The 24,051-nt window shown below is 61.5% G+C and carries 22 protein-coding genes and 1 pseudogene; 10 read left to right on the top strand and 13 right to left on the bottom strand.

Translation table 11 applies throughout. The features are described from left to right. Nucleotides 1–49: 49 nt before the first annotated feature. The 5 genes from gatE to FJT57_RS00290 form a co-directional block, all read right to left on the bottom strand. Complete coding sequence (gatE, locus tag FJT57_RS00305; protein ID WP_144900823.1) at nt 50–1,918, bottom strand: Glu-tRNA(Gln) amidotransferase subunit GatE; 1,869 nt, start codon at nt 1,916–1,918, stop codon at nt 50–52. Nucleotides 1,919–2,142: 224 nt separating this feature from the next. Continuing rightward, the gene (locus FJT57_RS16520; RefSeq protein ID WP_203229059.1) at nt 2,143–2,307 is read right to left on the bottom strand and encodes an HVO_2901 family zinc finger protein; all 165 of its coding nucleotides are present in this window, start codon (nt 2,305–2,307) and stop codon (nt 2,143–2,145) included. A 60-nt stretch (nt 2,308–2,367) separates the two neighbouring features. Next, nucleotides 2,368–3,063, bottom strand: a complete 696-nt coding sequence (locus tag FJT57_RS00300; RefSeq protein WP_144900822.1) for a class I SAM-dependent methyltransferase — start codon at nt 3,061–3,063, stop codon at nt 2,368–2,370. Nucleotides 3,064–3,079: 16 nt separating this feature from the next. Next, a complete protein-coding gene (locus FJT57_RS00295) occupies nt 3,080–3,847 on the bottom strand; it encodes a hypothetical protein (RefSeq protein WP_144900821.1) in 768 nt (255 codons plus the stop codon). A gap of 77 nt (nt 3,848–3,924) precedes the next feature. Then, complete coding sequence (locus FJT57_RS00290) at nt 3,925–5,334, bottom strand: class II fumarate hydratase (protein WP_144900820.1); 1,410 nt, start codon at nt 5,332–5,334, stop codon at nt 3,925–3,927. Nucleotides 5,335–5,486: 152 nt separating this feature from the next. Between FJT57_RS00290 and FJT57_RS17330 the strand changes: the two are divergent. Further along, nucleotides 5,487–5,636 (top strand): annotated as a pseudogene (locus tag FJT57_RS17330) (hypothetical protein); the annotation flags it as partial. A gap of 9 nt (nt 5,637–5,645) precedes the next feature. Here the strand turns inward: FJT57_RS17330 and FJT57_RS00280 are convergent. Continuing rightward, on the bottom strand, nt 5,646–5,906 hold the full coding sequence (locus tag FJT57_RS00280; RefSeq protein WP_144900819.1) for a BolA family protein: 261 nt from the start codon (nt 5,904–5,906) through the stop codon (nt 5,646–5,648). Nucleotides 5,907–6,274: 368 nt separating this feature from the next. On the opposite strand from FJT57_RS00280, the gene FJT57_RS00275 reads away from it, so the two are divergent. From FJT57_RS00275 to FJT57_RS00250, 7 genes are all read left to right on the top strand, one after another. Further along, nucleotides 6,275–7,642, top strand: a complete 1,368-nt coding sequence (locus FJT57_RS00275) for a site-specific integrase (RefSeq protein WP_144900818.1) — start codon at nt 6,275–6,277, stop codon at nt 7,640–7,642. Nucleotides 7,643–8,497: 855 nt separating this feature from the next. Continuing rightward, entirely contained in the window at nt 8,498–8,635 is a 138-nt protein-coding gene (locus FJT57_RS16340; protein ID WP_162524287.1) for a hypothetical protein, read from the top strand. 138 nt (nt 8,636–8,773) lie between these two features. Beyond that, entirely contained in the window at nt 8,774–11,305 is a 2,532-nt protein-coding gene (locus tag FJT57_RS00270) for a phage/plasmid primase, P4 family (protein ID WP_144900817.1), read from the top strand. Beyond that, a complete protein-coding gene (locus tag FJT57_RS00265) occupies nt 11,302–11,481 on the top strand; it encodes a hypothetical protein (protein WP_144900816.1) in 180 nt (59 codons plus the stop codon). The genes FJT57_RS00270 and FJT57_RS00265 overlap by 4 nt, the downstream gene beginning before the upstream one ends. Before the next feature lie 188 nt (nt 11,482–11,669). Then, nucleotides 11,670–11,930, top strand: a complete 261-nt coding sequence (locus FJT57_RS00260) for a hypothetical protein (protein WP_144900815.1) — start codon at nt 11,670–11,672, stop codon at nt 11,928–11,930. A gap of 328 nt (nt 11,931–12,258) precedes the next feature. Then, nucleotides 12,259–12,441, top strand: a complete 183-nt coding sequence (locus FJT57_RS00255) for a hypothetical protein (RefSeq protein WP_144900814.1) — start codon at nt 12,259–12,261, stop codon at nt 12,439–12,441. Between the two features lie 308 nt (nt 12,442–12,749). Further along, nucleotides 12,750–13,508, top strand: coding sequence for a hypothetical protein (locus FJT57_RS00250; RefSeq protein WP_144900813.1), 759 nt, complete (start codon nt 12,750–12,752; stop codon nt 13,506–13,508). Nucleotides 13,509–13,740: 232 nt separating this feature from the next. Here FJT57_RS00250 and FJT57_RS00245 read toward each other — a convergent pair whose 3' ends face one another. Next, the gene (locus tag FJT57_RS00245) at nt 13,741–14,070 is read right to left on the bottom strand and encodes a hypothetical protein (RefSeq protein ID WP_144900812.1); all 330 of its coding nucleotides are present in this window, start codon (nt 14,068–14,070) and stop codon (nt 13,741–13,743) included. A gap of 139 nt (nt 14,071–14,209) precedes the next feature. Between FJT57_RS00245 and FJT57_RS00240 the strand changes: the two genes are divergently transcribed. Next, on the top strand, nt 14,210–15,151 hold the full coding sequence (locus FJT57_RS00240) for an HhH-GPD family protein (RefSeq protein ID WP_144900811.1): 942 nt from the start codon (nt 14,210–14,212) through the stop codon (nt 15,149–15,151). A 28-nt stretch (nt 15,152–15,179) separates the two neighbouring features. Here the strand turns inward: FJT57_RS00240 and FJT57_RS00235 are convergent, their stop codons facing one another. Next, nucleotides 15,180–16,013 carry a formate/nitrite transporter family protein gene (locus tag FJT57_RS00235; protein WP_144900810.1) on the bottom strand — a complete coding sequence of 278 codons (834 nt, stop codon included), beginning with the start codon at nt 16,011–16,013 and terminating at the stop codon, nt 15,180–15,182. 163 nt (nt 16,014–16,176) lie between these two features. On the opposite strand from FJT57_RS00235, the gene FJT57_RS00230 reads away from it, so the two are divergent. Further along, a complete protein-coding gene (locus FJT57_RS00230) occupies nt 16,177–17,205 on the top strand; it encodes an LLM class flavin-dependent oxidoreductase (RefSeq protein WP_144900809.1) in 1,029 nt (342 codons plus the stop codon). 36 nt (nt 17,206–17,241) lie between these two features. Here FJT57_RS00230 and FJT57_RS00225 read toward each other — a convergent pair whose 3' ends face one another. The 5 genes from FJT57_RS00225 to FJT57_RS00205 form a co-directional block, all read right to left on the bottom strand. After that, complete coding sequence (locus FJT57_RS00225) at nt 17,242–18,615, bottom strand: geranylgeranyl reductase family protein (RefSeq protein WP_144900808.1); 1,374 nt, start codon at nt 18,613–18,615, stop codon at nt 17,242–17,244. Nucleotides 18,616–18,768: 153 nt separating this feature from the next. Beyond that, nucleotides 18,769–19,851 (bottom strand): ABC transporter permease, encoded by a 1,083-nt coding sequence (locus FJT57_RS00220; RefSeq protein ID WP_144900807.1) that lies wholly within the window; start codon nt 19,849–19,851, stop codon nt 18,769–18,771. Further along, on the bottom strand, nt 19,844–21,076 hold the full coding sequence (locus FJT57_RS00215) for an ABC transporter permease (RefSeq protein WP_203229058.1): 1,233 nt from the start codon (nt 21,074–21,076) through the stop codon (nt 19,844–19,846). The genes FJT57_RS00220 and FJT57_RS00215 overlap by 8 nt, the downstream gene beginning before the upstream one ends. After that, on the bottom strand, nt 21,073–22,659 hold the full coding sequence (locus tag FJT57_RS00210) for an ABC transporter ATP-binding protein (protein WP_144900806.1): 1,587 nt from the start codon (nt 22,657–22,659) through the stop codon (nt 21,073–21,075). Before FJT57_RS00210 ends, FJT57_RS00215 begins: the two co-directional genes overlap by 4 nt. A gap of 168 nt (nt 22,660–22,827) precedes the next feature. Then, nucleotides 22,828–23,979, bottom strand: a complete 1,152-nt coding sequence (locus FJT57_RS00205; RefSeq protein ID WP_144900805.1) for a BMP family lipoprotein — start codon at nt 23,977–23,979, stop codon at nt 22,828–22,830. Between the last annotated feature and the right edge of the window lie 72 nt (nt 23,980–24,051).

Here is a 24,051-nt window from a genome sequence, read left to right as displayed (position 1 = left end):
CCAGTTATCAGTTTCGGAAATCAGCCCAATCCGAACCGTGCCCGTCAGCTCACGCCCGCTTTTGAATCTCTTCACGAAGGACGTCGCTGACGATCTCGCCGTCCGCCTTGCCACGAAGCGCGCCCATCGCCTCGCCCATCAATCCCGAGAACGCGGCCATCCCCTCGGATTCGACCTGGTCGGCGTTGCGCTCGACGACTTCGGAAACGGCCTCGCGGACGTCGTCCTCGGAGACACCGGAGAGCCCCGCTTCCTCGACCGCCGCCCCGGCGTCCAGTTCGGGGTCGTCCGCCAACGTCGCGAGCACGTCGCCGACGCCCTCCTTCGCTAACTCGCCGTCCTCGACGAGGCGCATCACGGCGAGCAGGTGCTCGTCGGTCAGGCTCGCGACGTCGACGTCGTCGCGGCGGAGTTCCGTCAGCGTCGACTCCAACGTCCCGGCGGCGAACGTCGCGTCGATCCCCTCGTCGACGGCGCGCTCGAACAGCGGCATTCGGCGACCGTAGGCGACCTGCTCGGCCAACCCGGCGTCTAGATCGAACGCGGACTGGTAGCGCTCGACCTTCTCGGTCAGGAGTTCCGGCGTGTCGACGTCGGAGGGGTCGAGTTCGACCGGCGGCACGTCGGTCTCGGGGTACATCCGCGCCGCGCCCGGGAGCGGGCGGAGGTACCGAGTCGTCCCGTCCTCGTTGGCACCGCGCGTCTCCTCGGGGACCCCTTCGAGGGCGGTTTCCGCGCGCCCCGCGGCCGCTTCGATCGCCAGTTCAGCGGTCTCTCCGTCGTCGGCGACGATCGCGACCGCGTCCTCGTCACCGACCTCGACGGCCTCGCGCAGCGCCTCGACCTCCGCCTCGGTCACGCCGTAGGCGGGCAGTTCGTCCGTGTGGAAGATGCCGCCCGCACCGTGGCGCTTGGCGTGATCTGACAGTTCGGTCCCGAGGCGGCGGTCCGGCTGGATCTCGCGGCCGACGAGTCCGTCGAAGCCGTAGAGCGGGGCGGCCATCACGCTGCCCCCGCTCGAGAGCGCGCCGCCGATGACGCCGGAGTCGGTCCCCTCGAACACGTCAGAGACGTCGCGCACGTCGCCCACGCTGGCGCCGCGCTCGTGCAGCTCCGTCCGGATGTCGAGCAGCTCTACCTGGCGGCCGACCTCCTGACGGACGATCTCGTCGATCTGATCGAGCGCCTGGACGCCCTTGATCTCGACGCGCGCGCCCTCCGCGATTGAGACGTTGACGTCCTGTCTGATCGTCCCGAGCCCGCGCTTGACCGCGCCGGTAGAGCGAAGCAACATCCCGATGGTCTCCGCGGCCTCGCGCGCCTGTTCCGGCGAGTCGATGTCGGGGCGCGTACCGATCTCGACGAGCGGCACGCCGAGTCGATCGAGCGAGAAGGTGACACCGTCGTCGCGCTCTTCGACCCGCTGGGCGGACTCCTCTTCGAGCAGCAGGTCCTCGACGCCGACGCCGCCGTCGCTCGTTTCGATGGCTCCGTCCTGCGCGATGAGCGACGTCCGCTGGAAGCCGGACGTGTTGGAGCCGTCGATGACGAGCTTTCGCATCACGTGGGCCTGATCGACCGGTTCCATATCGAGGAGCGCGGCGATCTGGAGTGCGACAGCGCGCGCCTCCTGGTCGAGTCGGTGCGGCGGCTCCTCGTCCTCCTCGACGAGGCAGGTCGAGTCGTAGGCGAGGTACTCGAACTCCCGGTCGACGCGACTCTCTTCGAGCGCCGCGTCGTCGAGTTCGCCGAGTTCGCTCTTCGTCGGATGGAGATAGCGCGTGAACGAGCGCGTCGCCGACTCGGGCTCGCGGGCGTCGGTCGGACAGTGACAGAACAGCTTCGTCGCGGTGTCAAGCTGCTGGTGGATTTCCAGCCCCGCGACGAGGCCCAGGTCGTCGTAGTCGTACGCAGTCATTACGTGAACGTGCGCACGCCCGGCGTAAAAAATGATTCAGTCCGTGCCGACGAATCCACCGTGGAGACGAACGGCGACTCCGACGAAACAAATACGGCACCGACTACGTTAATGCGATTCCGATTACGTTAACGCGACCCGAACTACGTAACCGTGAATCCAGACTACATAACCGTGATCTAGACTATGCAAACTCGATTCCGACTACGTTACTCCGATTCCAGCTACAGACGGCGCAACCCGTCACCGATCCCGCTCGCCTCCTCGCACTCGGGGCAAGCGTAGTGCCAACCGTCGGTCGTCGCGCTCCCCTCGGGGAACGTCGCCCCGCAGTGTCGGCATTCGAGGAGATCGCGACCTCGCTCCCGACTGTACTGGAGTCCCTGCATACGCTGATTTCGACGGTTTCGAGTATCAACGTATCGATTTCCGAGTCGCCACTCGTCTATTCATTCCGCGTCCGATCGCCGGTGTCCGGCGTGGACGCGGATCGTGCCGAACACGTAGTCCCGGTAGTCGACCGAGTCCAGACAGTCCGAGAGCGCGCGCCGGGATTCGGCCGTTCGCGCGTCGAGTTGCCGGAGCGGGTCTGCCGCCTCGAAGTCGAACAGGCGCGCGTTCAACCGGGCGAACGCGCCCAGAGCGGCGTTCGCAACTCGCCCGCCGTGGGGGGCGAAGTTCGCCACGACCACGCTGTCGGCGAGTTCGCACCAGCCACAGACGGCGTACGGGTCCGGAAACAGCGACGTGACGAACGTCGCGAGCACAGCGTCGGCCGATTCGATCGGCGGATTCGTGGCGTCGCCCTGGACGAGCGAGACGTTCTCCCAGCCGCGTCGCTCCGCGAGTCCGCGGGCCCGTTCGAGCATCGGGCGGGTGACGTCGACGCCGACGACGCGACCCTCGGGGCCGACGGCCTCGCGGAGCGCGGGGAAGTTGACGCCCGGGCCGCAGCCGAAGTCGACGACCGTGTCGCCGGGGTCGAGGTCGAGCGCGGCCACGCACCCGTCGCGGACGCCGCCGATCGAGGACGTCGCCCGTGCGAACCAGTCGTAGACCGGTGCCCACGCGCCGTACTCGCGACGGATTCGACGAACCGACTCGATGTCGAACGGGGCAGGTCCATCCCCTCGATGATGCGGCATCACAGATCACCCCACATCACGGATCACCCTCGACCGCACCGGGCGGCGTCCTCGGCCACCACTGCCGAGGCCCGTCCCGGGCGACCGACGAGTAGCACTGCTCGGAGTCGGCACATCCCCGTGGCCGCTGGTAATCGATTCCGCGCTCGCCGAGGTACGTCACGTAGCCGTCGTCGACGCGGTCCAGTTTCTCGTGACACAGCCACCGGTTCCCGCACGTCCCCGCCGCGACGTTCCGGTACGGACACGTGAACGTCGTTCGCTCGGTCCCGGCGCGCGAACCCGTCGAGTCGATGCGGACGCCGACGGTGCGGTATGCCCAGCGGAGCCGACGCACGACTTCATCGGGGGAAGACGCCCCGAGAAACAGGACGTGCGCAGCCGCGTATCCGAAACCGTGCAGCAACCGTTCGAGACGGCCCAGAGAGCGCGGCGTGTCCGCGAGCAGCGACCACAGGTCCTCGTACCACGTCGAGACGGCGGCTACCGAATCGAGGGTTTCGGCAGCAGATACCAGCGCCTCTCTCCGTCTGGTCAGCGGCGTCGCTCCCTCGGCGAGTCGGAACGACGGGACCGATTCGACGTGCTCCAACACGGCCTCGCGAAGAATATCGCCATCGGCGTACGCCGCCGCGTAGCGCTGTAGCTCGGGGTACCACGAGTTCGCGATCGCGCTGTAGGTGCCGTCGAGCAGGTCGTCCGCGCGGTCGAACCGGTCCGACTCGGGCGGTTTCGGGAACCGATCGACGACGGCCAACAGTTCGTCTGGATCCGGGCCCGCCATACGTCCGCATACGACCGCACGGGCAAAAGCGTACGTTCGTACTAGTCGCCGGTTCGATAGTAGTCGTTGGCTCGGTATCAGTCGTCGCCGAGGATGCCGCGGTGGGTCATCGACTCGGGGTCGAGTACCTCGTCGGCCTCCGCCTCGGTGAGGTAGCCCTTCTCGATGACGACTTCCTTGACCGTCTTGCCCTCCTTGAGCGCCGCCTTCGCGACCTCGCTGGCCTTATCGTAGCCGATTGTCGGGTTCAGCGCCGTCGCGAGCGCCATCGAACGCTCGACCTGCTCCGCACAGACCGCCTCGTTGGCTTCGAGTTTCGCGACGAAGCGCTCGGCGAACACCTCGCTGGCGTTCGACAGGAGTTCGGCCGACTGCAGGAAGTTGTGCGCGAGAACCGGCTTGTAGAGGTTGAGATCGATCTGGCCCTCGGCCGCGCCGGCGGCGACGGCGGCGTCGTTGCCGACGACCTGCTTGTGCACCTGGTTCACCGCCTCGGCGACGACCGGGTTGATCTTGCCGGGCATAATCGAACTGCCGGGCTGATTCTCGGGCTGTTCGATCTCCCCGAGGCCGTTCCGCGGTCCCGACGCGAGGAGTCGGAGGTCGTTTGCGATCTTGTTGAGCGACCCCGCGACCGTCCGGAGCGCGCCGTGGCCCTCGCTCATCGCGTCGTGGGCGGCCTGCGCCTCGAAGTGGCTGTCGGCCGGGCGGAAGTCGAGGCCGGTCTCCTCGGATATGTACGCGGCGGCGCGCTCGGGAAACTCCGGGTGGGTGTTGAGGCCGGTTCCGACCGCCGTCCCGCCGAGCGCGAGTTCGCCGAGGTGGTCGGTGACGTGCTCCGCCCGAGTGATTCCCTTCTCGACCTGCGTGCGGTAACCCGCGAACTCCTGGCCGAGTCGGATCGGCGTCGCGTCCTGCAGGTGGGTCCGACCGGTCTTGACGACGCCGTCGAACTCCGCTTCCTTCGCTTCGAGCGCGTCGGCGAGGGTTTCGAGCGCGGGAACCAGATCCTTCTGGACGGCTTCGAGCGCCGAGACGTGCATCGCCGTCGGGATCACGTCGTTCGAGGACTGCCCGAAGTTGACGTGGTCGTTCGGGTGGACGACGCGGTCGCCGATCGACTCGCCCATACTCTCGGCGGCGCGGTTAGCGATCACCTCGTTGGCGTTCATATTCGACGACGTCCCCGATCCGGTCTGGAAGACGTCGACGGGGAACTGTTCGTCGTGCTCGCCCGCGATGACCTCGTCCGCGGCCTCGACGATGGCGTCCGCGACCTCGTCGTCTACGAGGCCCAGATCCCGGTTCGCCTGCGCGGCCGCCTTCTTGACGATCCCGAGCGCCCGGACGAACCGGCGGCCGAAGGCGATCCCCGAGATCGGGAAGTTCTCGACCGCACGCTGGGTCTGTGCGCCCCAGTAGGCGTCTTTCGGCACCTGCATCTCTCCGAGGCTGTCCCGCTCGATGCGGTACTCGTCGTCGGACATATCCGAATCGACGGCCGGGCGTCGCGTAAAACCCGTCGGTTCGGTTCCGGTGCCGAGAGCACGCCCGGGAGAGTCAGTCCCGGCGTCTTTCGTCTGTTTAACACATCCGTCTGTCTGCGTTTCACACGTGAACGCGTGGAAACGGCGCGACTGTCCTCGCCGTCGAACGAAACGGTGGCGTCGTCACCGACGTCGGCCCCGAAATTCGCATCGAGTCGGACGACAGACTCGTCGTCGGAACCGACGAGAGCATCCGGGAATTCGAACAGTCGTGTGGCCCACGGGCCGCTCAGACACGGTAGACGGTCCGATCAGCTTCGGTCCCGGTACTCCTCGGGCGTGAAGGTCTTCATCTCCAGGGCGTGGATCTCAGTGGTCATCGCGTCGCCGAGGGCGTCGTACACCATCTGGTGCTGCTGTACGAGCGTCTTTCCCTCGAACGCGGGCGAGACGACCACGGCCGCGTAGTGGGCGTCCTCGTGGTCCTCGTCGGGGACGCGCGGGAGCGTGACCGTCGCCTCGGCGTCCGAAATCGCGGCTTCGATGCGTCGTTCGACCTCGTCGGTGTCCATACGTGGTATCGGTGGCTCCGAGGAATAAAACGCACCGCTCTAGCGATGAGGGGCGAACAGTCGGCACAGCGCTGGCGACTCGCGACGACACCCCCGCCGTCGTCGCTATCGTCCCCCACGTCGGCGTGCCGAACAACCGCAACCCGACGAGGGGCGACCATCAGATCACAGCGGGGGTGGCCGCCTCCTCCTATATAAACGCTCGTCAGCGTGAGGTCACATCTGGTACCGGCGCTCGTCGTCGCGCTGCGGGTACTGATTCTGGCCGGTCATCTCCTCGAACGTCATCCCCGAGAGGTACTCGTCGTTGTCTCCTGTAGATACGAAGAATACTTACTATTTTGTGGGTGCGGTTTGTTGGGTGTTGTATGGGAAAACAGACGGAACAATTCGACCGTGAATTGAAGAGAGTCGAAGAGGAGAAAGACGGGTTTGTGAATCCGTCGAACGCCGAGGCGATTCTACATATGGCAAAGGCGTACGACGAAGATCAAATGCTGGTGAGTGTGCCGGAGGGGGAACAGACAAATGCTCCCAGTACGCTTGAGAATTACGTTAAAAAGTGTCGACGCTTCGCTAAAGATGTTGATCTACTGAATACCTCCGAATTGGAATTGAAGGAACTACTACAGCAATACAAAGACGGCGAGCACGACAGCGTCAAAGACGACGGGCTTACGAACGGAACCCTCCGGTTGTATTCTCTGGCCTTACGAAAATTCTACAGGGTCCACACCGACGCGGGGATTGACGAAGAGGAGATTCCGGTTCCAACACAAGAAAATACGGGCGTCGATCCCGATGATATGCTCACCCGCGAGGAGGTCCAAGAGCTTCGGTCCGTGGCGCGAAACAACCGGGATTTAGCGCTCTTCGACTTTCTAATCTATACCGGCCAACGGGCGAGCGCTACGCGGACCCTCAAAATCAAACATCTCAAGCTTGAGGAAGAGAAATTCCGGCTGAACGACGAAGAGGAGGGCTTGAAGGGTGCCGACGAAAACGGAAAGTGGCGGGATCTACTCCTTTCTGCGGCTTCAATCCGTCAATGGCTCCAAACCGGCCATCCGAACGCGGACGATCCTGAGGCGTACGTGTTTTGTCCGCTCCCGCAGTTTGCCAACGGTGGACCGTTCAAAGAGGACCGAAACCTTAGCGACGAAGAGACGGCGCGGACGCAAATGGGTGAATCAAGCGTTTACGAAACACTCAGACGTATGAAAGAGCGGACGGATATTGACAAGCCCCTGAATCCTCACGCGCTTCGGCATAACTTTGTGACTATTTCGCTCCGGCGCGGCGTTCCGGAGAGCGCTATCAAGCACCAACTCGGCCACGCACCAGAGAGTCGGGTTATGGAATCGACCTATGCTCACTTGAAAGATAGCGACCATATCCGCGAAGCTCGAAAAGCGTTCGATTTGGAAGTTGAAGAACCGGAGAGCGAACTAACGCCGCAGGTATGCCCCCGGTGCGGTGACAATCCCCCGGCGACGGCGAAGCTCTGTCCGTGGTGCGGGCTTGAATTTACGCCCGACGCGAAAGAAGCGATGGAACAAGCCGACGAAGCGGTGCGACAGTCGTACCAAGAAGCCGAGGATATGGAACAAGTCGAACAGGTCCAAACCGTTGATGAGGTGCTTGAGGCGGTGAGAGACGACCCTGAATTGAAAGGTGAGCTGATAGACGAACTAAAGGGCGATTTGAAACGCGAGATTCTTGAAGAGTTGAGTTAAGTCGCGCTACTTGAGAAAAATCGCTTGAAGATTAGCGCCTATTTTTCCGAACTACCGAATTGAGAACCCGACGCCGAATAGGTTGAGGTATTCGTTTCTAAACCGCATTTTTGTGGGATAATATTGTGATACAAGGGTTAGAAAAACCGAATCGTTCGGTATATTTATATTACCACAGAATAATACACCAATAGAGGCGGTCGGGGGGAAAGTCTGCTATGTGAGGACTGACCCGGCTGTTAGGTCTATACACAAGGCAAATTGAGATTTGACCCAATCGGAAGCCCCTTTTTAAGATATGACAGCCTCGGTTGCTGTCATTTGAAATTCAGGCAAATCTCAACTTGTGTTCGTGGTGGCGGGATGAGGTCCGCCCCTTCGTCAAACGGCCGGGCGCTGGGCCACCTCCCCAATATCGGTTATAGGTAACGGGATTGGTTCCCGGACCGTGTGATAAGCCGACAAGGTAGTGGTATCGTAGTGGTATCGGTGACAGCGTCGGGTGAGAAACTGGCGACAGTTTCTCTTCGTTCCTATAGTGATCGCTGGGAACCGAAATACCGGAACCACGTACTAATTGACCCTAACACCACACTATGAGTGATAACACTACGATAACAGTTAGCAAAGACTTCCGAAACAAACTCTGGCAGCTTGCCGGTCCAGAAAAGACGTATCAAGAGGCGCTTGAGGAGCACATTCCAGACGACGTTTTGGATGAACCCTAACGGTTGTATTGAACAGAACGCCCGTCGGTGGGAATGGCCTTAGGAACCGTATGCCACCGATTCCGGGCGTTGCAAACTATGCAGAGGACCGACCCTCTGCAGGCGGTGATTCTAACTCTTGCTATAAATGAGTATTCAGAAAGCAAAAACGGCGACTGAAAAGATTGCAAACAAACGCGACGACCTCGAAGCCCTTACCGAAACGGACCTTCCAGCGGGTGAGTTGGCTAAAGCTCTCTTGGAGGTGGCGGAAGGTGAGAAGTGACGGGAATGGGGCTTCCGTCAGAACAGACTACGTCAGGGAGTCTCAAAGATTTTGCGGTAAGTGCTACGATCCGGCGTTTACCGACGTCAACGGAACGGCCGTGTGTAAGGTCCACGCGAAGGCCGCAGGGTGGTGTGAATGACCAACTACGACGCGATCCCGACTGAGCTTCAGGGTGACCAATGGCTCTTGTGGGATAACTCTGCAGACACACCAAGACGACCGCATTGGGACGGCGAATTTTACGGAATCAGTTGGTCCGACCCGAACGACTGGCATACCTTCGAGGAGGCGAGAGACGCCGCACAACCCCGCGAGAGTTGGGGGATCGGCCGCGTAATGGCTGGTGAAAACGACGACTATGAAGCCGGTGAATACGCTTGTATTGACGTTGACGGTGGGATTACCGATGATAGAACCCCCAAAGACTGGGTGCCGGACCTAAACCACTTTGAGGGAACGTATATCGAACATTCCGCCTCAGGTACGGGATTGCATATCTTCGTTGAAAACGCGAAGATTCCCGACTGGTGGACCGATGGCCAACTTGGAGAGCACGAAGGCGTTGATGTACTGCAGAACAAATTTTGTGCGTTTACCGGCCAAACCCACGACCTAAGCGGCAATTCAATTACGGACGTTAATCCCGCACCGTGGCTCTTCAAAGCATACAAAGCGATCCACGGCCGGACGCCGGATCTTGGCGAGAGTCAATCCCAACGACGCGCGGGCGAGGAGCACGAAGAGTATCTAACTGAGTCGGATATTGAAGAGGCTCTAAGTTATGTTGATCCGGACGTCTCACACACGGAATGGATTAAGATCGGTTTCGCTATCCACGACTTTGATAGTGGGTCGGCCGGGCGAAAGCTCTTCGAGGAGTGGTCCCGGCGAGGGAGTAAATACGACAAACAGGCTTCCCAAAGCATAGACTGGATATGGTCCGAAGCGTCCGACGGTTCGGGCGTTACTCTTGGCACCCTAATCCACAAAGCGAAAGAAGGCGGCTGGACCGTACCAACGCCGTCTAAAGGTGAATCTTCGCGCACTAACCCCCACAGTAGCACGGCGAAAACACCCCTACAAAACGCCTTAGCTCCAAATTGGTTCGATACGCAAAACCAAATCGTTCGGGTGCAAGATACCAAAGAGTACGAGAGCACCGAACTTGTCGACCTCTTCAAGGATCCGGACCAACTCCCAACGAAGGCAACCTTAGCAATTAACGAAACTGCAGGTGGCGCGGCGTTTTTGGAGAATCCTGACGGGTGGGAGATTGAAACCAGAACACCGGCCGATCCATACGCGGATCTTAGCCTACAGGAGTTGAAGAACGTGGCCTTACGTGAGATTCCAATAGAACGGGTTGCGTGGCTCCCCAAACGACAAGAATGGTTCTGGTGCGACGACGACGGATTATGGCATAGCCACGGCGAGGAGTATATCCGACAATGGCTTGATTCCGAATTCCAAGAGCACTATCGTAAACAGCTCCGGAATGAGGTTGTAGACCAACTCAAGGCCCGCACACGCGCCGAAGAGGAGGCGTTCGGTGGCGGACCCATTGGAACCGTCGCCACGAAAAGCGGGCTTGTAAACCTACAGACGGGCGACTGCAGAGAGATTGAACCGGCCGACAAAGTCCGGTGGCGGATCGAAGCCGAGTATGACCCTGAAGCCGAGTGTCCGCGGTGGAAGGAATTTCTTGGCGACGTAGTTGAAGCCGCGGATATTCCGCTCCTGCAGGAGTTTGTCGGGTATTGCTTACACCATTGGAGTCTCCCGCATAAGAAGGCGTTAATGCTGTTAGGACCGACAGACGCCGGTAAATCCGTCTTTATCGACGTGGTTGAAGGCTTGTTCGGTGGCGAAGATTCCCCAAGTACGGCGTCGACGTCAATTCAGTATCTTGCAAACCAACGCTGGGGACCGGCGCGACTGGTGAATACGGCCATCAATACCCGGAGCGACTTGGGAAGTGAATTGATCGAAAACACGGGGAAGGTGAAAGAGCTAATCGCTGGGGATAGTATGGACGCCGAACGAAAGCGAAAGCCGGTATTCCAATTTACCCCGTCGGCAAAGCATATCTTCGCGGCAAATCGGGTTCCGAACCGCGACGTAGACGACGAGGCGTTTTGGAACCGATGGCTCACGGTGATTTTCCCCGAGGCGGTTCCAAAGAATGAGCAAATCAACGACTTGGATCAAACACTCCTCGAAGAGTCGGCCGGGATCCTCAACTGGGCAATCGAAGGCTACAGGCGCTTGATGGCTCAGGGTGAATTTACCAACGAACCACTACCCTTTGACAATCGCCGGAAGTGGGAGCGGTATGGCAACTCAATTGAGCAATTCATTGAACGCTATACTGAAAGCGAAGAGGGAGCTTCCATCCCGGAACGGTCGACAGACAACACACTTGGCGCGTATGATTCATACGTGGCCTTCGCCCGTCAAACCGGCGTTGAATGTGAATCCAAGTCTAAATTCACCCAAGAAGTAACGAAGCGCGGCGACGTGGTTCAACGGCAAAGGACAGTTGACGGAATCCCCCGAACGCGGTGCTACGTTGGAATTACCCTTACCGACGACGCACCAGAGCCACAGTCGGGTTCGAGCGACGAAGAGAGTGAATCCCGTGAGAGCGGCTTAGGAGCGTATCAATGAACGTCTCTCAACTAATCAATGAAAACACCATAGCGACCGTTCTGGTGGCGTTGATGGCCTTTACTGGATCCGCAAATGGCACCGTGGCGGCTGTCGTTATTGGTGGGATTCATATGATCGACGTTCCGGCGTTGATCCGAGTGATCGGACAAGAAGCGCGCGAAGGCTGTACCTGATTTGTAGCGGCCGATGACCCGAAAGGCGAGGGAATCAGGCATTGTATCGGTCCTTTTCCAGCCGCAGATTCCTATTTTTTCAGTACCCCGGTGGCGGTTTTGACCGGGAATCAACTGCAGAGTGTAAACGGGATCTAAGCAACACGTTGTAAGACGGCAATCAGCAAAAATCAGCCGAGTAAATACCTATGACAGACGAATCCGATAAAATACAATCTCAACGCGACGACGCCTTAGCGGAGTTAAGCGACGTAATCGAACAGGCGAGGTACAAATCACTTGGCGAGGGTCGAATCCGCTCGCCGGAGAAGGAACGAATCCGACTGAAATACTTGCGTGTGATTATCTCCGCGTTGTCGACCCGACGAAAGTATCTGGCCGACAAAGACCTCGAAGAGTTGTCCGAACGATTAGATCGGCTTGAGGAGCACAGAGACATTGACTCGTAAGAGCAAGCGTGAGATCAAGCAAGAGCTTGAAGAGATAGAACCGAACCCGGCCGATGAACCATCAACACAGGTGGCGATTGTACGGCGAGATCCTGACGGCAATACCCACAAGCGGGAGGTGGTTGAGATTGACCCGTAAGAGTAGACGGGAGATCGAAACAGCCTTAGACAATCTGGATACAGACGACAAGCGGTCCGTTCGGGCTTTCCTATGGGCTGATTTGAAAAATGTGTATGGTGGACCGTTAACGCCCGGTGAGCAGGCCGTATTGTCCGACCCGGAACGGTACTTGTCGGCTGAGGCGCGGGCGAAGCTGGACCTATAATTATGCCACGCAAATCAAAGCGGGAGATTGAATCGACAATTGAAGAGTTGGACGACGGCGAGATAGCCGACGACGTGGGGATCATTGAACAGTTTATTTTAGACGACTATCCGGACCCACCGGAGGAAGCTCTCAAACAAGCGTGGGTCGAAGGACTGAGGCCCGATAATGCCACGGAAGAGTAAACGCGAGATAGAACAGCAACTCGAAGATTTAGAGGGAAAAACAGTCGAAGAGTACCCAAGAGCGCATTTGGTTTTGCTCTTATCGTATGAGTGGGAAATAGTCGACAAAGAGCGACACCTCAAGCGACGGCAAGATACCGGGGAGATATATTACTGTCCGCCGCTCGATCTTGAGGAACCGGAGGAACCTTAACCAACATCGACGCCGTCTGGACCCCCCAATGTTGGTTAAGATTTGAGGCTGAGAAAAGTTGTAATTCACGCTATAGGTCACAACCATTTTTGTAAGTGGACCTATATTTTCAATTATGGTCAAACGCCGTAAGGTACTCCTTGGAATTGGTACCAGTTTCGCCTTGGCTGGCTGTAGTGGGGATACAGAAACGGATACAGGCGATTCACAAACCAACGCACAGACTGAAGAACCAACTGATACATCTACCCCGACGAAGACATCAACGGAAACACCAACAGAGACGGCCACGCAAGAGCCCACAGAAGCTAGTGGCTCCAGCTACCAAGTTCGAATAACCTATCAGGGGGAATGGTCCGGTGCTATTGGAAGTGAGGGATCAACACGGTCTGTCGATGGCTCTGGAACGAGGACTTTTGATATAGACGGTGATCCGTTTATTGTCTCGGCGAACGCGCAAAAGCAGGACGATAGCAGTAGGGAGCTAATGGTCCAGATACTCCAAGGCGGTGAAGTGATTGCTGAGGAAAGTACGTCCTCAGAATACGGACTGGCTCAGGTAACATCTGAAGATGATGTTAGTAGTGGCGGAGATAGCGGTGGTTCTAGTTCTTCGTTCTCTGTGAGAATTGAATACAGCGGAGAATGGCAAGGTAGTATATCAACTGGTGGCTCATCCCGATCTGTAGACGGTTCTGGATCCCAAACGATAGAGATCGATGGAAGCCCGGACATTATTTCAGCAAATGCTCAGAAGCAGGATGCTAGTTCGGATACATTGATTATCCAAATCCTCGAAAACGGGGAAGTGGTCGAAGAAACTAGTACCTCTGCTGAGTATGGAGTTGCTCAAATTAGCCATACCAGTTTCTAAAAGATAGACCGATTCAATCCACTAGCTCCTACCTTAACCAACGATAATGCGTCTGTTCTTTCAATGTTGGTTAAGAGGTGTGACTGCAGGACGGTTATCACTCAATATTTGCGTGAGTAACGGGTGTAACAGGTTTTTCACGTACATCAGCTAAGTTTTAGAAAATACTAATCACGATATACACTCAATTGATGGAAGGCAAAGACCCGTTACTCCTGTTACGCTTGAGGAGTTAGAATTGATACCGACGTGGTCCGTCGTCGCCCGGTAGGTTCCCAGCGTTTTGATCGTTGTAAGTATTATTCGACGTGGCGTAAAGGTACTCGTCGTAGGTGACGTCGTAGCCCTGTCGGAGGTGGAAGTCCAGCGTGCCGCGGTCGACGGTCGTCTGAAACAGCAGGTGCACGGCGCGTCGAAGCAGTTCGTCGGTGTCGTCGGTGCCGAACGCCGCCGAGAGCATCGCGAGTTCGTGTCGAGTCTCGCGGTCGAGCGAGACGGACTGTTCGTCGTTGAAGTCGCTGTAGGCGGACTCCACGTCGTCAGAGAGGTCGTCGAGACTCATACGTCGGTGACTCGGGAGGGGCGTGCAAACGACTTTCGTCTCGGCGGCGCGCGGCGACGGCGGCGACTCGGACGCTGAGGGCGGCCGGTCGCCGAGGCCGACCAGAATCCACAAATCCCGGCAGTCCCACGTGTCGGTAATGACTGACGGCGAGGGATCGGCACTCGATGAGGGGGAGACAGCGCTCGCCGACGACGTCGGAGCCGTCCGGGACGCGCTGATCTCGTGGTACGAAGCGGACCACCGCGCGTTCCCGTGGCGCGAGACCGACGACGCCTACGAGATTCTCGTCTCGGAGGTGATGAGCCAGCAGACCCAACTCGACCGCGTCGTGGCCGCCTGGCGCGATTTCCTCGACGAGTGGCCCACCGTCGAGGACCTCGCGGCCGCCGACAGGGGCGACGTCGTCGCGTTCTGGAGCGACCACTCCCTCGGCTACAACAACCGCGCGAAGTACCTCCACGAGGCCGCGCGACAGGTGCTCGGGGAGTTCGACGGCGAGTTCCCGCGAACGCCCGACGAGCTCTCCGAGCTGATGGGAGTCGGCCCCTACACCGCCAACGCCGTGGCCTCGTTCGCGTTCAACAACGGCGACGCCGTCGTCGACACGAACGTGAAGCGGGTCCTCTACCGCGCGTTCGACGTCGAAGACGACGACGCAGAGTTCGAGCGCGTGGCGCAGTCGTTGATGCCAGCCGACCGGTCGCGCGTCTGGAACAACGCGATCATGGAACTCGGTGGCGTCGCCTGCGGGAAGACCCCTCGGTGCGACGAGGCGGGTTGCCCGTGGCGTCAATGGTGTCACGCCTACCAGACCGGCGACTTCACCGCGCCCGACGTGCCGACGCAGCCGAGCTTTGAGGGGAGTCGGCGACAGTTCCGCGGACGCGTGATTCGACTCCTCGGCGAGCACGACGAGATGGATTTGGATGCGCTCGGCCACCGAATCCGTGTGGACTACACTCCCGACGGAGAGTACGGGCGGGAGTGGCTGCGCGAACTGCTTTCAGACTTGGCTGGAGACGGGTTAGTCGAAGTGGATGAGACGGGAGACCGGACCAGTACTCGCCTTCTGCGATGAGATCACTTCGTTCTCCGTACCTGCTCTGTCAACCCTGGTCAAGTTCGACATCCTGTTTCTCGCCAGCGAGCGCGATGTGTCCGTAATTGAGTAAGCCGACGAACACGCTCCCACCGACGATGTTGCCGGAGGTCGTCCAGAGAAGGAAGTGACCGAACTCGCCAACGGCCACACCTTGACCCAGGAACATCGCAGAGAGGACCTCGGTCGTCCCGAGAATGCTGTGGTGAAAGGGGCCGAACCCGATCACGGTTGTCACGATAATCACGAACAGAATCCGGCTGACAGTGTCTCGACTGGCCGCTGAGAGCCACGTCACCAGTCCCATCAGCCAGCCAGCGATAACCCCACTCAAAAAGATCACCCACCACGGGTACGGGAGCAGCGCGGACGCTAACGTTCCAAACACCGTTGGGTCGATAATTCCGAGAGCCGGTCCGATGACACTGACGAGGCCCGCGAATAGTGCACATCCAACGAGGTTCGAGACGTATGTCACGCTCCAGACTCGGCCGAGCCCTCGCAATGTGGCGCGTCCGTCGAGTACCGGCAAGACGGCCATCGTCGAATGCGCAGTAAAGAGCTCCGTTTGACCGAGAACGACGAACAAGAACGCGATCGAAGAGACGCCACCGAGAGTGATTTGTTGAACGAATTTCGATTCGAACCCTCCCGAAAACGTCAACGCCATTCCCATCAGCAGCGCCCCGAAGCTCAGATTGAGTCCGGCGGATAAGCCAGAAAGGAACACGCCTTTCGGGGGGCGATTGATCTCTTTGAGGGCGCTTTCCATCTCCCGTTCCAGAATATTCCGATAGGAGAGCGAGGCACCGGTCGGCTCTGAATCGGCTCCCGTGACCATAGCATCCCTACCATTCGTTCGGCTACAAGTTAAAAACGGCCCGACAGTCGGGTAGCCGCGGGGAAATCGGGTCCATCCGTCTGCTGGTTGGTTCCGGACCGCGACCTGTCCACGACCGTTCGTCGGGCCCAATCGTTATACAGCGCACGCTCGGAGAGACGCTATGAAGCTCTCCGTCGTCGACCTCTCGCCGGTCCCCGAGGGCGGCACCGCGACCGAGGCGTACGGGAACACCGTCGAGGCCGCCAGACAGGCCGAAGCGCTGGGGTACTCACGGTTTTGGGTGGCGGAACACCACGGAATGGGGAACGTCCTCGCGGGGACGACGCCCGAGGTGCTGCTCGGCCACCTCGCGGCCGAGACCGACGCGATCAGGCTCGGCTCCGGTGCGGTGCTCCTCAACCACTACAGCCCGTTCAAGGTCGCAGAGCAGTTCGGTGCGCTGGACGCGCTGGCGCCGGGGCGGATCGACGCCGGACTGGGCCGCGCGAACGGCTCGCCAGCCGCGGATCGGGCGCTCGGCACGTCGCGGCAGGTACAGGATCCAGACGGCGATCACAGCGAAAAGATCGAATCCGTGGTTTCGCACCTCTACGAGGACTTCCCGGACGGGCACGCCTACGCCGACCTGTCGGTGCCGCGGTCCGACGCGGAACCGCCGGTTCCGTGGGTGCTGGGTTCCAGTCCGTCGAGCGCGTCGATCGCGGGCGAACTGGGACTGCGCTACTGCTTCGCGGCGTTCATCCGCCCGCAGTTCGCCGTCCCCGCCTTCGAGGAGTACCGCCGATCCTTCGAGGAATCGGCGCTGCCTGGCGGGCCCGATGAACCGGAGGGAATCGTCGCGGCAAACGTGATCTGCGCCGACAGCGACGAGGAGGCGGCCCGACTGCGAGCCGTCGCGGAGGCGTCGTACGCGCGCTTGCGGCGCGGCGAGGTCGGAACGCGGCCCTCTGTCGAGGAGGCGATCGACGAGTTGGGCGGCGTCCCCGACCCGACGCCGTCGACGCTGGACGCGGACGAGTGGCCGCGAGCGATCTCTGGAAGCCCGGAGACAGTCTCGGGACTCCTCGATCAACTCGGCGATCGGATCGGCGTCGACGAGGTGATGATCCAGCACGTCGTTGCCGACCACGACGACGGCCTCCGATCGCACGAACTGCTCGCCGATGCCGTCGGCCTCGACGCACGGTGAGAAGAACAGCGGATCCCGGCGAAACGAGTGCGGGGTTCAGTACTTCGGATCCGCGCCGGTGACGTCGTAGATGTCGTCCATCAGTACGTCGCGCTGGTGTTTCCAGACTTCGAGCGCCTCGGGGCGACGCGGGTACCGCGAGTAGTGCTCCATCAGTTCGTCCGCGAGGTTCTTGGTCTTGTAGAAGTTCAGGATCTGACCCCAGTAGCCGAAGGAGTCCTTCGCGGTCTTCGCGACGAGCGCCGGGCCGAAGGAGGTCGTCCCGGAGTACAGCGCCTCCGCGAGCTTCTCGCCCGGCAGCGACGCCAGCAGCCCCATCAAGTCGTCGACGTCGACCGCGGTCGAGAGGATGTTGTAGACGTCGAGCCCGGCGTAGCGTCCGCCGAAGTGGTCCATCACGCGCTCGTTGTAGTGCCACAGCGCGCCCTCGCTCACGTCGCCCTGTCCGATCGCGCGAACGATCTGCTGTCCCGCGTACGTGCCCGCGTACGCGGCCCCGGCGATCCCGCCGCCGGTCGTGGGATTGACGTGTCCGGCGGCGTCGCCAACGGCGACGAAACCGTCCGCGACGGCGGAGTCGTAGGGGCGTCGCGTCGGCAGCGCCGCGCCGAGTTTATCCGTAACCTCCCCGCCCTCGAACTCCGGGCGGTTCCGCAGGTCGTGCTTCAGGTCCTCGACAAGCTTCATCGGTTCCTCGTTCATCTGGAACCCCAGCCCCGCGTTGATCGTCGTCTCCGTCCGCGGGAAGTACCAGAGGTACCCCGCCGCGCGTTCGGTGGGCTTGAACACGAGCGCGTCGTCCCATTCGACCGGCTCGGGCACCTCGACGATCTCGCGGTACGCCGAGCAGAACTGCGAGTAGGAGACGTTCGTATCGAAGGTGGCGTTCGAGAAGTCCGTCTTGTCCTGCAGAATCGACAGCGAGCCCGCGCCGTCGACGACGACGTCGGCAGCGAACTCGACGACCTCGCCCTTGCGTTTCGCACGGACGCCGGTGACCGTCCCGTCGTCGTCCTGAACGACGTCCTGGACGACCGTATCGTAGTGGAACTCGGTCCCCGCGTTCTCCGCGCCCTCGATTATCAGCTGCCCGTATTTCCAGCGGTCGATGACCGCCAGTTCGCCCGGCACGGGGATGTCGAGGACCGTGTCCTCTTGAGGAATCTCGAAGCGACCGTGATCGACGCCCGTGTTCGTGAACGCGTCCTCGATCTGCGACTTCGGGATCGCTTCGGGGAACGCGTCCGCGCCCTTCAGCGCGTCGCCGCAGGCGATATGCCCGGCCTCTTCGGCGGTTTTCCGCTCGACAATGGCGACGTCGAGGCCTTCGCGGGCGACGGTGGCCGCGGCGTAGCAGCCCGCCGTCCCCGCACCGACGACGACGACGTCGTACTCGTGGGAGGTACTCATCGTTCCGTCTCTCGCGTGCGAGCGGAAAACTCTTTATCCCTCGATCGGAGAAGGCGGATTCACCGCGAACGATTCCGGGAGCCAGCCAGTCACCTCCGGGAATCAGCCAGTCACCTCCGGAAGTCAGGCCAGTCACCCCCGGAAGTCAGCCAGTCACTCCTCGCCGGATTCGTAGTGCTCACCAGCGGCTTCGGGGATCCGAGTGCGGCCGACGAGGGCGAGGACGACGATCACGACGACGAACGGCGTGATGCGGATGAGCTGTCGGGGGACGCCGATCCCCTGTAACTGGAGGACGGTCTGCATCGCGTCGAGCCCCGCGAACAAAAGCGTCGAGAGGAACGCGCCGATCGGGTTGTAGTTGCCGAAGAGGTACGCCACGATGGCGATGAACCCCTTGCCGTTGACCATCGTCGGGCCGTTCCCGGTGAACTGACCGAGGTCCAACGAGAGCGCCGCGCCGCCCATCCCGGAGAGGACGCCCGAGAGCAACACCGCCGCGTATCTGACTCGCGTGACGCTCACGCCCGCCGTGTCCAGCGCTTTCGGGTTTTCACCGCTCGCACGGATCCAGCGGCCGAACGTCGTTCGCTCGAAGACGTACCACGAGAGCCCGACCGCGAGGAACAGCAGGTAGACGGACGGCGACGCCGAGAACAGCGCGCCGAAGAACGGGATGTCCGCCAGCACCGGCACGGTGATCGAACCCGGCGTCGGCACCGTCGGCGTGTTCGGACCGCCGTAGATGACCTGCGAGGCGAACGGCGCGAGACCGAGCGCGATGAGCCAGACGGCGAGTCCGGCGATGATCTGATCGGCGCGGAACTCGATCGTGACGACCGCGAAGAGCAGCGCCAAGAGCACGCTCGCGAGGACGCCGCCGCCGAATCCGACCCAGACGCCGCCGGTGACGTCCGTGACGTAAATCGCGGTGAACGCCGAGATGATGAGCAGGCCTTCGAGGCCGATGTTGATCACGCCGGATTTCTCCGAGAAGATCCCGCCGAGTGCCGCGAACGCGATGGGAACGGAGAGTCGGAGCGCCGACGAGAGGGTGTTCCGGCTGGTGACGACGTCGGCGAAGGTGCCGACGATCGAGTCCGGGAAGAGCCAGCCGCCGACGAGCAACGCCGCGATCGCAGACACCGTCACCGCGGCGATGAGTGCTCGCGAAGAGTACCGCTCGAAGAACCCGTCATCGGAGCGGGACGCGGAGTCGATCGACGTCTCACTCATCGTCTTCACCTCCGGGACGGCCGCCGTCGGTGGCGACGGGCTTCGATCCCGCGTCGGTGACGCGCTTGCCGATCAATCGGAAGAACTCCGGCATCGCGACGAAGAGGATAATGAGGCCGCGGAGGACGCCAACCAACTGCGGCGGGACGTCGGTCGCGAACTGGACGACCGTCGTCCCGCTCTTGAGCACGCCGAACAACAGGGCCGCGATACCGACGCCGAGCGGGTTGTTCCCGGCGAGGATCGAGACGGTGATCCCGTCGAACCCGTAGTCGGGGAAGCCCGTCTGGAACGTGCCGAGGACCATCATCACGTACATCGCGCCCGCGATTCCGCCGAGCGCCCCCGAGAGCGTGAGGCTCGCGACGATCGTCCGCGCGGCGTCGACGCCCCCGTACTCGGCGGCGTCAGGCTGGATCCCACTCGTCCGGACGTCGTAGCCGAACGCCGTGTGTTCGAGCAGGTAGTACAGGCCGCCGATCGCGAGGATGCCGAAGGCGAGCGCGATAAGCGAGAAGTCCTGGCGTCCGCCGAAGAGCACCGTGGGGAACTGCGCGTACTCCGGCAGCGGCACCGTCTGATTGGCGGCGCTCTCCGGATCTTTGAACGCGCCGCTGACGAGATACAGCGCGACCCCGGTGGCGATGAAGTTGAGCATAATGGTCGTGATGACCTCGTTGGCGTCGGCGTACGCCTTCAGGAGACCGGGTATCGCCCCGTAGAGCCCGCCGAAGACCGCGCCGACGACGATTCCGAACGGGACCAGAAGGACCGTGCCGACGACGCCGGAGACAAGCGGCGAGACCCAGAGAACGCCGAGCGCGGTCGCCAGCGCGCCGACGACCATCTGTCCCTGCGTTCCGATGTTGAAGATGCCCGCGCGGAACGCCAGCGCGACCGAGAGCCCGGTGAAGAGCAACAGCGTCGTCTCCCGCAGCGTCACCGAGAACTGTCCATCGGGCGACCACCCACCGCTGAAGGGATCGCCGAGCGCGCCCAAGAACAGCCGATCGAAGACGACGATGGGGTCGTAACAGAACCCGGTCCCGAAGTAGTACACCGCCTCGTTCGCTGTACACGTCGTCATCCGTCCGGCGATGAGGACGAGCACGGCCCCGACGAGAATCGAGAGCACGAGCGCGGCCGTGCTAATCAGAATTCGTTCGGTCGCCGACGCGCCGACGAGCCGTTCGAGGACCGCGCGGCCGCGGTCTCTCACACTCACGCGTGCTCACCGCCGGAGGCAGCGTTCCGTTCGGGCTGTGGCGACTCCTCGCTCCCGGTCGCCCGCTCGTCCGGATGTTCGCCCGCCATCAGCAGGCCGAGTTGCTCTTCGGTCGTCGTCGCGGGATCGACCACGTCCATGAACTCGCCCTCGTACATCACGGCTAACCGATCGGAGAGACCTTGCACCTCCTCGAGTTTCGAGGAGATCAGAAGCACCGCCACGCCCTGTGCTCGGAGTTCCAAGAGGCGCTCGTGGATGAATTCGATCGAGCCGACGTCGACGCCGCGCGTCGGGTGCGCCGCGACGACGAGTTCGGGATCGCGGTCGAACTCGCGGCCGACGATGAACTTCTGCTGGTTGCCGCCGGAGAGCGACTCCGAGGTCGCGTCGGCGTTCGGCGGGCGCACGTCGTACTCGTCGATGATCGCTTCGGCGTGTTCGCGGCTGTGGTTCCAGTCGATACGGCCGTTCGGACCGAATTCTGGCGTGTGCTGGCTCCCGAGGAGGCCGTTCTCGACGAGGTCGAAGTCCATCACGAGCCCCCGGTCCTGTCTGTCTTCCGGGATGTAAGACATCCCGGCGTCGATGCGGCTTCGCCGCGACGTTTCGGTGACGTCGTCGCCGAGGAACTCGATCCGTCCGCTGTCCGGGAGTTCGAGGCCCGTCACCGCTTCGGTGAGTTCCGACTGGCCGTTGCCGTCGACGCCCGCGATGCCGAACACCTCGCCCGCCCGGACCTCGAAGGAGACCCCGTCGACGGCGCGAACGCCGCGCTCGTCCTCGACGACGATCTCGGAGGCGGACGCGACGACGTCGCCCGTCTCGGCGGGCGACTTCTCGACGTCCAAGATCACCTCCCGGCCGACCATCAGCTCCGCGAGATCCTCGCGGGTCGTCTCCGCGGCGTCGACCGTCCCCACGTTGCGGCCGTCCCGCAGGACGGTGATGTCGTCGGCCGCCCGCATCGCCTCCCCCAGTTTGTGCGTGATGAAGATGATCGTCTTCCCCTGGGCGGTCAGTTCTTCGAGCACCTCGAACAGCTCTTCGACCTCCTGGGGGGTCAGCACCGCCGTCGGTTCGTCCAGAATCAGAATGTCGGCCCCGCGATAGAGCGCTTTCAGAATCTCGACGCGCTGTTGTTCGCCGACGGAGACGTCCTCGATCCGCGCGTCGGGATCGACGTCGAACCCGTAGCGCTCCGAGAGGTCGACGACGGTATCTCGGGCCGCCGCCCGGTCGACCGCGAGCCCGCCCCACTTTTCGGGCTCGTTCCCGAGCGTGATGTTCTCGGTGACCGTCATCGGATCCACCAACATGAAGTGCTGGTGGATCATCCCGATTCCGGCGTCGATCGCGTCCCGCGGCGATTCAAACGAGCGTTCCGCCCCGTCGACGAGAACGCGACCCGACGTCGGATCGTAGAGGCCGTAGAGGACGTTCATCAGCGTTGTCTTTCCCGCACCGTTCTCACCGAGGAGTGCGTGTACAGTCCCGCGCTCGACGGCGAAGTCCACGTTGTCGTTGGCGACGACACCCGGGAACCGTTTGGTGATCCCGTCGAGGTGGACGGCTGTATCCATAGATCTGTCTCTCCCTTGGAAGGGGGATGAACGAATAGGTTTGGATATTGAGCGGCCGGTTCAGTCGGATTACCGGATGTAACGACTGATTGAGAGGTGTGCGTCGAAAAAACGTGTGGCGGGTATCGCTCTCCGAAACAGTCTCAGCTCGGACTGTCGCGGAATCCCTTACTGCGGCGAGGTCGGGACGTCGATGTCGCCCGCGATGATGTCCTCACGAGCGGTCGCGACCTCGTCCGCGACGTCGTCGGGGACCTCCGAACCGATCTGGTCGCCGTACACGAGCGCGACGCCGTCCTGATCGAGGCCGAGTTCGATCGTGTCGCCGCCCTCGAAGTCGTCCTCGACGACCGATTCGATCGCGCCGTAGACGGCCGTGTCGACGCGCTTGACCATACTCGCGAGGATGACGTCCGCGTAGGATTCCTGGGTCAGGGACTGATCGCGGTCGACGCCGATCGCGAACCGCCCTTCCTCCTGTGCGGCCTGGAAGACGCCAGCGCCCGTATTTCCTGCGGCGTGGTAGACGATATCGGCTCCGTCGTTGTACATCGCCGTGGCCGCCTCTCGCCCGCCAGCGGGGTCGTTGAAGTCACCGACGTAGTTGGTGCTGACCTCGACGTCGCTGTTGCCAGCCTCCGCGCCAGCGACGAACCCTGCCTCGAACTTCCGGATCAGGTCGGACTCGACGCCGCCGACGAACCCGAGGCTCGTCGATTCGGTATCGGTCGACCCGGCCCCGGCCGAGAAGTCCTGCGTCGTGAGCAGGCTGGCCATCAGCCCCCCGAGGTACGAGCCCTCGTGCTCCGCGAACACGTAGTTGTCGACGTTCGGCGCGTCGACGACGGAGTCGACGAGCATGAAGTTCTGATCGGGGTACTCCTCGGCGTTCTCCGTGAGCGCGTCGGCCTGAAGGAATCCGATCGTACAAACCAGGTCGTAGTTCGGGTCCGTCGACTGCGCGAACTGCTGCTGGAACGTGCTGAACTCCGCGACCTCGTCGGGCTGGGCCTCGTTGAACGAGATCCCGAGTTCCTCTTCGGCCTGCAGGGCGCCCTGCTGGGCCTGGTCGTTGAACGACCCGTCTCCGAGACCGCCCGTCGCGTAGACCATTCCGATGTTCGCCGCCGGGTCGCCGCTGCCCGACTCGGTCGTCGTTTCGTCGGACCCGGAGTCGCCAGAGCTGTCGCCGCCGGAGTCTCCGGAGCTGTCGCCGGAATTGTCGCCGCCGTCACCATCGGACGGGCCGCCGCCAGTACAGCCAGCCAGTCCCGCGATTCCCGCCACCCCAGTCGCCTTCACGAATGTACGTCTATCCATAGCTGTGGACACCTATACAACAGTGGGTAGAGAGATGTGCATAAATTCGTCGCTTCTATCTCTGCACCCGCA

Source organism: Halobellus captivus, from assembly GCF_007655485.1.
GTDB lineage: Archaea > Halobacteriota > Halobacteria > Halobacteriales > Haloferacaceae > Haloquadratum > Haloquadratum captivum.
The sequence above is the reverse complement of the archived record's forward strand: the minus strand, read 5'-3'. Positions and strand labels throughout refer to the sequence as shown.